The sequence below is a fragment of the Pseudomonas sp. MF6751 genome, from assembly GCF_016613265.1.
GTDB classification, from domain to species: domain Bacteria; phylum Pseudomonadota; class Gammaproteobacteria; order Pseudomonadales; family Pseudomonadaceae; genus Aquipseudomonas; species Aquipseudomonas fluorescens_BV.
The window spans coordinates 165,391-177,133 of sequence record NZ_JAENSV010000003.1 but is presented as its reverse complement, the minus strand read 5'-3'; the positions used below and the strand labels follow the sequence as shown (position 1 = coordinate 177,133).

General features: G+C 59.6%; 13 protein-coding genes and 5 tRNA genes. 10 read left to right on the top strand and 8 right to left on the bottom strand.

What is annotated here, in order from left to right; all coding sequences use genetic code 11:
* Positions 1-275 precede the first annotated feature (275 nt).
* The 4 genes from JJD66_RS04260 to JJD66_RS04245 all read left to right on the top strand — a co-directional run bounded on the left by JJD66_RS04260 (position 276) and on the right by JJD66_RS04245 (position 689).
* A tRNA-Asn gene (locus JJD66_RS04260) sits at positions 276-351 on the top strand.
* Positions 352-360: 9 nt separating this feature from the next.
* Positions 361-437, top strand: a tRNA-Pro gene (locus tag JJD66_RS04255).
* Between the two features lie 5 nt (positions 438-442).
* A tRNA-Lys gene (locus JJD66_RS04250) sits at positions 443-518 on the top strand.
* A 94-nt stretch (positions 519-612) separates the two neighbouring features.
* Positions 613-689 (top strand) — tRNA-Pro (locus JJD66_RS04245).
* 207 nt (positions 690-896) lie between these two features.
* On the opposite strand, the gene JJD66_RS04240 is transcribed toward JJD66_RS04245, so the two are convergent.
* Genes JJD66_RS04240 through JJD66_RS04230 form a run of 3 tightly spaced genes read right to left on the bottom strand, consistent with a single transcriptional unit; the run spans position 897 to position 3,113 of the window.
* Positions 897-2,195, bottom strand: coding sequence for an NAD(P)/FAD-dependent oxidoreductase (locus JJD66_RS04240; protein WP_105225692.1), 1,299 nt, complete (start codon positions 2,193-2,195; stop codon positions 897-899).
* A 60-nt stretch (positions 2,196-2,255) separates the two neighbouring features.
* A complete protein-coding gene (locus JJD66_RS04235; protein ID WP_034126248.1) occupies positions 2,256-2,429 on the bottom strand; it encodes a DUF3094 family protein in 174 nt (57 codons plus the stop codon).
* Positions 2,430-2,483: 54 nt separating this feature from the next.
* A complete protein-coding gene (locus JJD66_RS04230; protein ID WP_003188431.1) occupies positions 2,484-3,113 on the bottom strand; it encodes a DUF1780 domain-containing protein in 630 nt (209 codons plus the stop codon).
* A gap of 128 nt (positions 3,114-3,241) precedes the next feature.
* Between JJD66_RS04230 and JJD66_RS04225 the strand changes: the two genes are divergently transcribed.
* Together JJD66_RS04225 and JJD66_RS04220 are read left to right on the top strand one after the other, a co-directional pair.
* Positions 3,242-3,931: an energy-coupling factor ABC transporter permease gene (locus tag JJD66_RS04225; RefSeq protein ID WP_200647634.1), complete on the top strand. Its 690-nt coding sequence runs from the start codon at positions 3,242-3,244 to the stop codon at positions 3,929-3,931.
* A gap of 64 nt (positions 3,932-3,995) precedes the next feature.
* A complete protein-coding gene (locus tag JJD66_RS04220; RefSeq protein WP_003171680.1) occupies positions 3,996-4,211 on the top strand; it encodes a hypothetical protein in 216 nt (71 codons plus the stop codon).
* On the opposite strand, the gene yacG is transcribed toward JJD66_RS04220, so the two are convergent.
* The 4 genes from yacG to JJD66_RS04200 are packed head-to-tail and all read right to left on the bottom strand — an operon-like array spanning position 4,208 to position 7,096.
* Positions 4,208-4,408 carry a DNA gyrase inhibitor YacG gene (gene yacG, locus JJD66_RS04215; protein WP_003188437.1) on the bottom strand — a complete coding sequence of 67 codons (201 nt, stop codon included), beginning with the start codon at positions 4,406-4,408 and terminating at the stop codon, positions 4,208-4,210. The two genes, JJD66_RS04220 and yacG, sit on opposite strands and share 4 nt — an antisense overlap.
* Entirely contained in the window at positions 4,405-5,028 is a 624-nt protein-coding gene (gene coaE, locus JJD66_RS04210) for a dephospho-CoA kinase (RefSeq protein ID WP_200647633.1), read from the bottom strand. Before coaE ends, yacG begins: the two co-directional genes overlap by 4 nt.
* Complete coding sequence (locus JJD66_RS04205; protein WP_200647632.1) at positions 5,025-5,891, bottom strand: prepilin peptidase; 867 nt, start codon at positions 5,889-5,891, stop codon at positions 5,025-5,027. The genes coaE and JJD66_RS04205 overlap by 4 nt, the downstream gene beginning before the upstream one ends.
* Positions 5,888-7,096 (bottom strand): type II secretion system F family protein, encoded by a 1,209-nt coding sequence (locus JJD66_RS04200; RefSeq protein ID WP_200647631.1) that lies wholly within the window; start codon positions 7,094-7,096, stop codon positions 5,888-5,890. Before JJD66_RS04200 ends, JJD66_RS04205 begins: the two co-directional genes overlap by 4 nt.
* Positions 7,097-7,297: 201 nt before the next feature.
* On the opposite strand from JJD66_RS04200, the gene JJD66_RS04195 reads away from it, so the two are divergent.
* From JJD66_RS04195 to JJD66_RS04185, 3 genes are all read left to right on the top strand, one after another.
* Entirely contained in the window at positions 7,298-7,711 is a 414-nt protein-coding gene (locus tag JJD66_RS04195) for a pilin (protein ID WP_034126254.1), read from the top strand.
* Between the two features lie 64 nt (positions 7,712-7,775).
* Positions 7,776-7,851, top strand: a tRNA-Thr gene (locus JJD66_RS04190).
* Positions 7,852-8,000: 149 nt separating this feature from the next.
* On the top strand, positions 8,001-8,306 hold the full coding sequence (locus JJD66_RS04185; protein WP_198862421.1) for a DUF6388 family protein: 306 nt from the start codon (positions 8,001-8,003) through the stop codon (positions 8,304-8,306).
* Between the two features lie 169 nt (positions 8,307-8,475).
* Here JJD66_RS04185 and nadC read toward each other — a convergent pair whose 3' ends face one another.
* Positions 8,476-9,324 (bottom strand): carboxylating nicotinate-nucleotide diphosphorylase, encoded by an 849-nt coding sequence (nadC, locus tag JJD66_RS04180; RefSeq protein ID WP_034126256.1) that lies wholly within the window; start codon positions 9,322-9,324, stop codon positions 8,476-8,478.
* A gap of 245 nt (positions 9,325-9,569) precedes the next feature.
* Here nadC and JJD66_RS04175 point away from each other — a divergent pair, with 245 nt between their 5' ends.
* Positions 9,570-11,717: a DUF1631 domain-containing protein gene (locus tag JJD66_RS04175; RefSeq protein ID WP_200647630.1), complete on the top strand. Its 2,148-nt coding sequence runs from the start codon at positions 9,570-9,572 to the stop codon at positions 11,715-11,717.
* The last annotated feature ends 26 nt before the right edge of the window (positions 11,718-11,743 follow it).

Genomic DNA, 11,743 nt, shown 5'->3' with positions numbered 1-11,743 from the left:
ATAGAAGGCCCCGCATTGCGGGGCCTTTTTTTTCGATAGGGCGTTGAACTGTAAGGCAAAGGCTTGTAAAGTGCGCCCCGCAGCAACGTCAGCCCACGGGTTTCTTCTCCCCAAGAAGAAATCAGAAAGAAGCGCAAATCATTGTCTTAAAAGCAATTTAAAGGGTTGACAGGGGTTTTTAAGATTGTAGAATAGCGCGCCTCAGAGACGCTAACGTAGCGATACGGACAGGGTCGAAGAGGAGGCAACACAGCAGTAACTTTGAAATATGTAGTTCCGTGATAGCTCAGTCGGTAGAGCAAATGACTGTTAATCATTGGGTCCCAGGTTCGAGTCCTGGTCACGGAGCCAATTTCAAACCGGGGTATAGCGCAGTCCGGTAGCGCGCCTGCTTTGGGAGCAGGATGTCGGGAGTTCGAATCCCCCTACCCCGACCATATTTGGGTCGTTAGCTCAGTTGGTAGAGCAGTTGGCTTTTAACCAATTGGTCGTAGGTTCGAATCCCACACGACCCACCATTTTTGAGACCAGTTAACGCTGGAATCGAATCTTAAGATCAGAGGCCAAAAGCGCTGATCGAAGAAGGCGACTGAAAGGTCGCCTTTTTATTACCGGGGTATAGCGCAGTCCGGTAGCGCGCCTGCTTTGGGAGCAGGATGTCGGGAGTTCGAATCCCCCTACCCCGACCATATTAAAAATCCTCGTATCGAAAGATACGGGGATTTTTTTTGTGCTCGCAAATTCTGAATTCACCGCAAAATAAAGTGGGAGCGGCGGTGCGAAGATTCGACTTGCTCGCGAATGCGGTGGTTCAGTCACAGATGTACTGACTGACACAGCGCATTCGCGAGCAAGCCCGCTCCCACATTTGCCAGGCCTCCTTCGAGACCAGGTTGTTAATGCAATTTAAGGCGTGGCTCGGTGCCGCGGCCGATCTTGCTGCCCAGCATCAGCATCGCCGTGCGGAAGAACCCATACAGCGCCATCTGGTGCATGCGGTACAGCGACACGTAGAACATCCGCGCCAGCCAGCCTTCCAGCATCACACTGCCCGTCAAATTGCCCATCAGGTTACCCACCGCGGAAAAGCGCGACAGCGAGATCAGCGAGCCGTAGTCGGTGTACGTGTAGGTCGGCAGCTCCTTGCCTTCAATCCTCAGCTTGAGCGATTTGGCCAGCAACGACGCCTGTTGGTGAGCCGCTTGGGCCCGTGGCGGCACATTGCGGTCGGTGCCCGGTTGCGGGCACGCGGCGCAATCACCAAAGGCGAAGATATTTTCGTCGCGGGTGGTTTGCAGAGTTTGCAGGACTTGCAGCTGGTTGATGCGGTTGGTTTCCAGACCGTCGATGTCCTTGAGGAAACCGGGTGCGCGGATACCGGCCGCCCAGACCTTGAGGCTGGCCGGAATCACCTGGCCGGCGCTGGTGATCAAGGCATCGGCAGTTACTTCACTGACCGCCGAGTTGGTCAGTACCGTCACCCCTAGTTTTTCCAGGGTCTTGTGCACTGGCCCACCGATCCGCTCCGGCAGTGCAGGCAATACCCGCGGGCCGGCTTCGATCAGAGTGATGTGCATGTTTTCCGGCTTGATACGATCCAGGCCATAGGCGGCCAGTTCATGGGCGGCGTTATGCAGCTCGGCGGCCAGCTCGACCCCGGTGGCACCGGCGCCCACGATGGCGACGCTGATCTGTTCAACGGCGTCGGTCTGCCCGGCATGGGCGCGCAGGTAGTGGTTGAGCAGTTGCTGATGGAAGCGCTCGGCCTGCTTGCGGGTATCGAGGAACAGGCAATGTTGCGCTGCGCCCTCAGTGCCGAAGTCGTTGGTAGTGCTGCCTACGGCAATCACCAGGCTGTCATAGCCCAGCACGCGGGCAGGCACCAGTTCGCGGCCTTCTTCGTCGAGGGTGGCGGCCAGCTGGATTTTCTTCTGCTCACGGTCAAGCCCGCTCATGCGCCCTAGCTGGAACTCGAAGTGGTTCCATTTCGCCTGGGCAACATAGTTGAGTTCGTCTTCAGATGAGTTTAGTGAGCCGGCCGCGACTTCGTGCAGTAACGGCTTCCAGATGTGGGTCAGGTTGGTGTCGACCAGCGTGATGCTGGCCTTGCCACGCTTGCCCAGAGTCTTACCCAGGCGGGTAGCCAACTCCAGGCCGCCGGCACCGCCGCCGACGATAATAATACGATGGGTCATGGGGATATCTCGCAAGGCTAAAAGAAATCGGAGCAGTTACCCTCGCGAGCGTCAGGCGACTCATAGCGTCAGGTAACTCAATAGGCGGCTCAGCGCACCGAGCCCGATTACCACGACCAGCACCACGCAGAGGAGCAGCCACGGCCGGAAAGGCTTGCGCTCGACTCTGTGCTGGGAAAGTCGCAGGTACTCTTCGACACGCTCTTGGTCATCGGGTTTCAGGCGGCTGGTCATAAAGGCCTCGTCAGGTAGACGTTGCAAAGGGGCGCCACGTTACAGCCAGGGGCATCAAAGGCTGATGCCGACATCAAACACTATGCTGCGGCCCAGATTGTTGCGCAAGAAGTCCGGCGCATCGGGATGTGCAAACAGCACCCTGGCGAAGGTTGGACCCACCAGTGACAGCGAGCGCCAGCCCTGGCGCAGGTATTCGGTCGGCGGCGGAAAATGGCTGTTGAGGTCCAATACTTCGCGCTTGAGGCTGGTAAACGCAATGAGGTCCAACTCCCCCAGGTCCATCCCGCGCTCTTTATAGTTGTGGGCTTTTTTACGCAGTGTGGGGGCCAGGCGCAGGAGGAATTCATGGGCGGGGATTCGCCGTGGCTTGGCTTCGCGCCGTACCAGTTGGCTCAAGGAGAAAGCACTGCGCCTGCGCAGCAACTCATCGCGCCACTCGTCGTTCAGGCGGCGGCCCTCATCCAACACAAAAAAGACCTCGAAGCTGGCGTCGCGAAACAACACGTCGGGCGGCTCCTGGCCCGCTGCGTGGAATTCTTCGACACGGTAGGGCACATTCAAGCCTTGCAACAGGCGCTGGCAGACCCAACGCTCACGCTCCCACTTGCGGGCATTGGACAGAAACGCATTGGCTTGTTCGGCTGCTACGGTGAGCAGGCGCAAATAATCTGAGTCATCCATAGTCGCAGCTTAGCGTTCAAATGATGACCACAGGAAGTCTTGCCTTAAAACCCGGGTGTAGAATGCTTGCGTGAAACAGGCCCAGGGACGAGGTGTGTGATGAGGTTTTTGGTGAAGGCAGAGCATCCGTGATCAGTGCAGCTGTTCTGGCACCCCAGACTCTCGGCTTCGGCTGGCTGGTATATGCGCCAGTGATGATGTGGGCGATCCTGCGCTCGCCATGGGTGGAGATGTTTGCCGACCGTCGGCGCCAGCATTTGCTGTTCGGTACGGTGTTCGCGCTGTTCATGCTGTGGCTGGTGCGACGGGATTTCGATACCGGCGTGTCCTACCACTTTATCGGCATGACCGCCGTGACCTTGCTGCTGGATTGGCCGCTGGCAATCGTCGGAGGCTTTGCCGCCCAGCTTGGCTTGATGTTGCTGGGGCGCCAGGACCTGGCCGCGCTTGGCATCAATGGCCTGCTGCTGATCGTGCTGCCAGTGCTGGTCACCGAAGGGTGCGCGCTGCTGGTAGAACGGGCGCAGCCGAGAAACCCCTTTGTGTATATCTTCTGTTCGGGCTTTTTTGCTGCCGCACTGTCGGCATTGCTGTGCCTGTTGGCCGGCCTGGGCCTGTTGTGGTTAGACGGTCTTTTTGCGATGCCTGAGTGGTTGGAAGATTTTGTCGGTTACCTATGGCTGATCATCTTTCCCGAAGCTTTCATCAACGGCATGGTCATCAGCGCGCTGGTGGTGTTTTGCCCGGAATGGCTGGAGACGTTCAACCGTACCCGCTACCTCTCGGCGCCGTGGAAGGACGACGATTCGCGGCGTTGATCCAGGTCAAATGCCAGGCAGCGGCGCGGGTCCATGCTCTGCAAAATTTTCAGGAGCACGGATCATGAGTGTGTACGAGTGGGCACGGCAGGAGTTGCGCAGAAGCCAGGATGCAGCGCAGGAAATCGGTTTTGACCCCGGCTTGACCTTGCGCGCCATGCTCAGTGCGGTGGTGCAGCAAAGCAAGGGGGTACGCAGTTTTGAAGACCTGGCCGACGAGTTGCAATACCTTGCAGAAAACCTCGACGACCAGCAGGAATATGCCTTTATGCGGCCTTAGTGGCGCGGCGGCAGGTCTTCGGAAAACAGTTCATCTTCGGCGTCAGGGGCCACGGGAATCTTGTGTTCTTCAGCGGCCCAGGCGCCCAGGTCGATAAGCTTGCAACGGTCCGAGCAGAACGGTCGGTTGAGGTTGGTCGCTTTCCATTCCACGGGTGCACCGCAGGTTGGGCAGTCGACGGTCAAGGGTTGGCTCATGATCGGCCTCCACGCAAAGTAAGGTAAAAGTGGTGCAGTCGCTCGACCTCGCCGTGCAGCCAGGCGAGGTCCTTATCGTTGACCAGCACGTCATCGGCATGGTTCAGGCGGTCTTCGCGGCTGGACTGGGCCTTGAGAATCGCCTGCACCTGTTGTTCGCTGATGCCGTCGCGCTGCAGGGTACGCTGAATCTGCAGCGATTGCGGCACGTCGATCACCAGGATGCGCTGGGTCATGCTGTACTGCCCGGACTCGATCAGCAGCGGCGACACCAGGATCGCGTAGGGCGATTGGGCGCGTGCCAGGTGGCTGCGAATTTCCTCGGCGATCAGCGGGTGCAGCAAGGCTTCCAGCCACAGGCGCTCTTGTGGGATCTCAAAGATCAGTTTTCGCAGCGCGGCACGGTCCAGTCGGCCGTCGGGTTGCAGCACGCTGGCGCCGAAATGTTCGGCGATGCGTGCCAGGGCAGGGCGGCCAGGCTCGACCACCCAGCGCGCGGCATGATCGGCATCCACCAGGTCGATGCCCAGCTTGATAAAGTGCTCGGCCGCAGCGCTTTTGCCGCTGCCAATGCCGCCCGTGAGCCCAAGAATCCAGGGTGTTGCAACAGAAGTGGTCATCTGAAACCGACAGACTGCAAATAGAAGTCGGTTATTTGACCACCCCAGAGCAATGCAATCCAGCCGGCAATTGCCAGGCAGGGGCCAAACGGCATTGGCGCTGACACTTGGGCCTTACGCAAACGCAGCAGGATCAGCCCGGCAAACACGCCCAGCAGCGAGGCCATCAGCAGGGTCATCGGCAGAATCTGCCAGCCGCCCCAGGCTCCCAGCAAGGCCAATAACTTGAAGTCGCCATGGCCCATACCGTCTTTGCCGGTGGCCAGCTTGAACAGCCAGAACAGGCACCACAAGCTCATGTAGCCGATGACCGCGCCCCACACTGCATCGGGCAGTGGCGTCAGCAGGTCAGCACTGTTGAGGATCAGCCCCAGCCATAGCAGCGGCAGCACCAGCACATCCGGCAGCAGTTGGTGGTCCAGATCAATCAGGCTCATGCCCAGCAAGCCCCAACTCAACAGCATCACCGCGCCGGCTTGCCAGCCGAAGCCGAAGTGCCAGGCGACAGCGGTTGAGATCAGCGCGCACGCGAGTTCGGTGAGGGGGTAACGCAGGCCGATGGGCTCGCGGCAGTGGGCACAACGCCCCCGGAGCAGCAGGTAGCTGAGCACCGGGATATTTTCCCAAGGCCGAATCGGTTGATTGCAGTGCGGGCAGCAGGAGTTCGGGTGCATCAGGTTATAGGTCGGCCCACCGGGCTCGGCTGGCAAGTCGAGAATCTCACGGGCCTGGGCACGCCATTCCCGCTCGAGCATTTTGGGCAGGCGCCACGCCAGCACATTGAGGAAGCTGCCGACGATCAGGCCCAACACCAGCGCCAGGCCAACAAACGCCAAGGGATGTTCGCTCAGCAGCAGGCTCAAAACGCCGTCCCCAATTGAAACACCGGCAGGTACATGGCGACTACCAGCGCGCCAACAATCCCCCCCAATACGACCATGATCAGCGGCTCCATCAGGCTGGTGAGGTTGTCGACCAAGGTCTCCACGTCTGACTCATAGTGGTTCGCGACTTTTTCCAGCATGTGGTCCAGGGTGCCGGACTCCTCCCCGATTGCGGTCATCTGGATCGCCATGCCTGGGAACAGGCCGCTGTTATGCATCGATTGATTCAACTGCATGCCTGCGGATACATCGTGGCGCATACGTTCGATTGCCTGTTTGAAGGGGCCATTGCCGACGGCGCCGGCCACCGAACCCAATGCCTGTACCAGAGGGACGCCCGCCGCAAAGGTGGTGGAAAGTGTGCGAGCGTAGCGAGCAACCGCAGATTTGTGCAGCAGTTTGCCTGCCACGGGCACTTTCAACAAACCTGCCGCCAACCAATGGCGAAAGCCCGGGTAAGTTCGATAGGCGTGATGCCCAGCGACCATTATGGCGCCCACGCCCAGCGCCAGCATCCACCACGCTTGTTGCAACAGTTCCGACAGTGCAATGACCGCCAGGGTAAACCCGGGCAATTGGCCGTTGACCCCGGCGAACAAGTTCTGGAACTGCGGCACAACGTGAATCAACAGGACTGTGCTCACCCCTGTGGCAATTACCAGTACCGCGACAGGGTAGGTCATGGCTTTCTTGATCCTGGTTTTGAGCCATTGGCTTTTTTCCAGATGAATCGCCACGCGCTCGAGCAAGGTTTCCAGGGCGCCGGCTATTTCGCCAGCTGCTACCAGATTGCAATACAACTCATCGAAGTAGCGGGGATATTGACGCAGGGCAGCGGCCAAGGGGTGGCCGCTGGCAATGTGCTGTTTCAACGCCTTCACCAGTTCGCGCAGCTGCAGGTTTTCGACGCCTTCGCTGATGATGTCGAAGGCTTGCAGCAGCGGGATGCCGGCTTTGAGCAAGGTGGCTAACTGGCGAGTGAACAGGGCAATATCTGCGGGCGTTATTCGCGTCTTGAAGATGTGTAAACCGTAAGATTTCTTGCGCACACGCTCAGGGCAGATCCCTTGCTGGCGCAGTTGTACCTTGATCAGCGCAAGGTTATGCCCGGCGATTTGCCCGGAAACCCGGCGGCCTTTGCGGTTGATGCCTTCCCAGGCATAGATTGTCGACGTGTCGTTCATGTGAGGTTGGCGCACCCAGGTCGTGAAGAATTTATAGCTTAGTCAGGTGGCGAATTCGGGCAGGCTGGCGCTGGGCGATAAAATGTCAGATTGTGCGTCTTGCAGGCGAACGGCTGCGTGGGGATGAGTACACTGGCGCCGTTGCACACTACGGGGCGCAGGATGCGCCTTGTCATGGTTCTATTCTGGAGAGTGAAAGAGATGCGTCAAAAAGGTTTTACCTTGATCGAATTATTGATCGTCGTGGCAATCATCGGCATTTTGGCCACCATCGGTCTGCCCATGTACACCAAGCACCAGGCCAAGGCCAAGTTTACGGCGGGGTTGGCTGAAATCAGCGCGCTAAAGGCCGGCTACGAGGACGCCATCAACCAGGGCACCGTGCCAACCCTGGCCCTCATCGGGGGCACAAGCCCTACCGCCAACTGCACTATCGAAGTGACAGGCGATGTGGCCTCGGGCGCAGGTACCTTGCGTTGTGAAATCCTTGATGCACCCGCGCCCGTGCTGGGCAAGACCATCACCTTGACCCGCAGCGCCACCACCGGCTGGAGCTGTGCCACCACGGTAGAGGCTCAGTATGCTGCCAAGGGCTGCGGCGCCAACGGCGCGTGACAGTCGCCGGGCGGTGAGCGAGTTGGTTGCTGCATGCCCAATGCAGTGCTAGCTTTAGCCCACCGCCCGTGTAGCTCAGCCGGTAGAGCAGCGCACTCGTAACGCGAAGGTCGCAGGTTCGATTCCTGTCTCGGGCACCACAGGCACCACTGTTTCAACGGCAATGTTTTCAGATGATCCCAGAATGGTTCTGAAGGCCAGGTGAGCCGGGCATTTGCCCCCGCTCTTTTGTATCTGCGCAACCTTGAAGACCCAGATGCATTCCCATTCCTCGATCTAAGAGAACAACATGACCACGACTGAGATGACCCAGGAAGCACGGCACGAACAAGCGCTCAAGCACTACCTTGAAGCGACGCCGCAGCTTAAAGAAGAGATCAAGGACCTGAGTGCCGACGATCAGCGCGACCAGATTCAGTGGGCATTCGAAGATGAGGCCGAGAGCCAGGGCTTCCAGCCTTGGGAGCTGACCCTCAAGTACACCTCGACACCCGAAGAGTTCGAGGCCGCGCGGTTGGCCTTGCACAAAGAGGCGGCCGAGGTGCTGGGTGTCGATTGGGACGAGTACTGCGAGATGAATAATCTGGTGGTCTAAGCACGGCGGGCTTGTTGTGGCGAGGGAGCTTGCTCCCGCTGGGCTGCGAAGCAGCCCCAAATTGGGTGATCGAAATACATCAGGTGTACGTCGATGAACGGTTTGGGAGCGCTGCGCACTCCAGCGGGAGCAAGCTCCCTCGCCACAATCGCCCGGCCTGCATGGTTTCCTAGATGCTCAGGCGCATCGACAGATCCACCGCCTTCACATCCTTGGTCATCGCGCCGATGGAGATGTAGTCCACGCCGGTTTCAGCGATAGGCAGCAAGGTGGTTTCATTGATCCCGCCGCTAGCTTCGAGCTTGGCCTTGCCTGCGTTCAGGCGCACGGCTTCGCGCATGTCTTCCAGGCTCAGTTCATCCAGCATGATGATGTCGGCACCCGCCGCCAGGGCCTCGCGTAATTCCTCCAGGCTTTCCACTTCGATTTCCACCGGCTTGCCCGGGGCAATCTTGTGGGCGGCGGTGATCGCTTGGGCAATACCACCGCAGGCGGCGATGTGGTTTTCCTTGATCAGGAACGCGTCATACAGCCCGATACGGTGGTTGTGGCAACCGCCGCAGGTCACCGCATATTTCTGCGCTAAACGCAGGCCGGGCAATGTCTTGCGGGTGTCCAGCAGCTTGACCTGGGTGCTGGCGACAAAGTCCGCCAAAAATTGCGCACGGGTGGCAACCCCTGACAGCAATTGCAGAAAATTCAACGCGCTACGTTCACCACTGAGCAGCGAGCGGGCCGGGCCCTCAAGGTGGAACAACGCCTGGTTGGGGCTCACTCGTTCACCATCAGCCACCTGCCAATGCACAGCAACCCGTGGGTCCAGTTGACGAAACACCGCATCCACCCACGCCGTGCCGGCGATAACAGCCGCCTCACGGGTAATGATCGTGGCCTTGGCCAGCCGTTCGGCCGGGATCAACTGCGCGGTGATGTCGCCACTGCCGATGTCTTCCAGCAGTGCGCGGCGCACGTTGGCTTCGATTTCGGCGGTGAGGTCGGCAAGACGGAGGTTCGGCATAACAGGCTCCACAAACAAAGTGCCTCGATTATAGGGCCAGCGTGCGTTCTAACCCAGGCTCGCCACTCATTTACCGCACAAAGTCAGAGTGTGCTGGCGCAACTGCCCTCGTTTGCAAGATAATCTCGCGCCTTGCAATTGGCGTCATAGCTTTGACGTCCTGGTGGTGATCGGGTGTTTGCAGTGCCTGCCGGGCCTGCGCTCCGTCTCTCCACCGCTCAAAACCGCCGTTTCAGGAGGCCAGGATGCACAATGACGGGAAGGTGGTGCCTATCAACAGGGCACAGGCCACGCCATCGCCGCTCGCGCGCCTGCCGGTGGTGTTGCTGCAGGTGCGTGACAAGGCTGCGCAACAGTTGCAGCAAGGCTTGCAGGAACTGTTCGATAACGCCGACGACACCCTGTTCGAAATGGCCGAAAAGGCCCGTAGCACCGTTGACCATCATATTTTTTTCGAGGCCATGCGCGACCTGCGCCTCAAGCGCAAGAACTTCGAGCGCGTGTTCATGGAGCAGCTGTTTGTGGCGTTTGCCAACCTGGGGCAGGCCCGGTGCAGCGGTGCACACCTGGTGCCGGTGGTGTCTTATGAGGCGGCACCCGGCACCAGCGCGGATGACGTGGAAAAAGCCGTGGCTCTGGAGGCGATGCTCGGTAGGGTGCGGCATCGTGATGGCTTGGCCCTGGGGCAGTTGAACGCACGCTTGAGTGAACTGCTCGGCAGGCGCTTGGAGGACCCTGAAAACCCCTTGGGCCCTGCGCGGCTTTGTGAGTTTTTCCTGCAAGCAGGGCGCAGTCTGGGGGTGGAGATTCGCGTCAAGCTGGTCATGCTCAAGCTGTTTGAGAAATACGTGCTCAGTGATGCCGACCTGTTGTATGGCGAGGCCAACCAATTGCTGATCGCCACCGGCGTATTGCCGCAACTCAAGACGGTCCCGTCCCGTCGAGCTGGCGGGCGCGAGGCCCGGGAGCACCAGCATTACACCCGCCAAGCGGTGGCCGACCCGCCGCGGGATAAAAGCGGCCAGCAAGCGTTCAGTGCCTTGCAAAAGTTACTGGTAGCCGTGCGTGGCAGCGTGGCCCCGACCCTTGAAGCCAGTGCCGAGCCGCAGCCGATTGCCACCCGCGATCTGCTACGGCTATTGTCGCATTTGCAGCAATATGTCCCGGAGCCCGGTGGCGAGGACGATTTCGACCTGCGCAACCAGCTGGAACAGTTGCTGACCCGGGGCAGCGTCAAAAGCGGCAAGTCGAAGGTATTAGAAGAGGCAGACGAAGATGTGATCAATCTGGTCGCCATGCTGTTCGAGTTCATGTTCGATGACAGCAGTGTGCCGGACGTTTTCAAGGCGCTGATCGCTCGCTTGCAGATCCCGCTGCTGAAAGTGGCGGTGCTGGACAAGAGCCTGTTCAGTTGCGCGGAGCATCCGGCGCGGCGCTTGCTCAATGACATCGCGAGTGCCGTCATCGGCTGGAGCCCGCCCCATGACCACCCACGGGACAACCTCTATCTGTGTATCGAGCAACTCGTACAGCGTGTGCTGAATGAGTTCGTCGAAGACCCAGCGATTTTCTCCCAGTTGCTCACCACGTTCAGCGCATTCATAGCCCAAGAGCGCAAGCGCAGCGAGCGACTTGAGCGACATACCCGTGACGCCGAGCAAGAGCGCCTGCAGGTCGAGGTGGCGCGCCAGTGTGTGGCGCACGTGCTCAATCGGCGGCTCGTGGGCAAAACCTTGCCGCCATCGGTGCTGCAATTTGTGCAGCAGGCGTGGAGCCAGGTGCTGTTAGTGGCCGTTCTCAAGCACGGTGAACAATCGCTGCAGTGGCAGGCGGCACTGCGCACCCTGGATGAATTGATCTGGAGCGTCGGCCTGCGTGAAGACACCGAAGCGGGCCGGCGTTTGCTCGAGCAATTACCCGGGCTGCTCAAGGCCTTGCGTGACGGGTTGGCCAGTGCGGCCTTCGATCCTTTCAGTACCCGTGAGTTCTTCCTGCGGTTGCAGGCCATGCATGTTCAGCCGCTCGACGGCGAGGTGCTGGTTGAAGTCCGTGAGCCTTTTATCCTGGGGGCTGGCCCGCCAGGTGCCGACGAACCACTGCCCCATGATGACCCCGACCTGCTCAAAGCCAAGCAGTTGCGAGCCGGTACCTGGGTAGCGCTGCAGCAACATGAAGCCGGTACCCTGCGCTGCAAATTGACCGCCATCATGCCGCCCGCCGATACCTATGTTTTTGTCAGCCGCGCCGGCCTCAAGGTGTTGGAGAAAAGCGCGAGCCAGTTAGCGTTGGCGTTCAAGCAGGGCGTCCTGCACGCCTTGGACGATGGCCCGCTGTTCGAGCGTGCGCTGGCAGCGGTGGTGGGCAACCTGCGGCAACTCAATCGCGGCAAGTGATCGCAACCGCAGGGTGGAACGCGGCA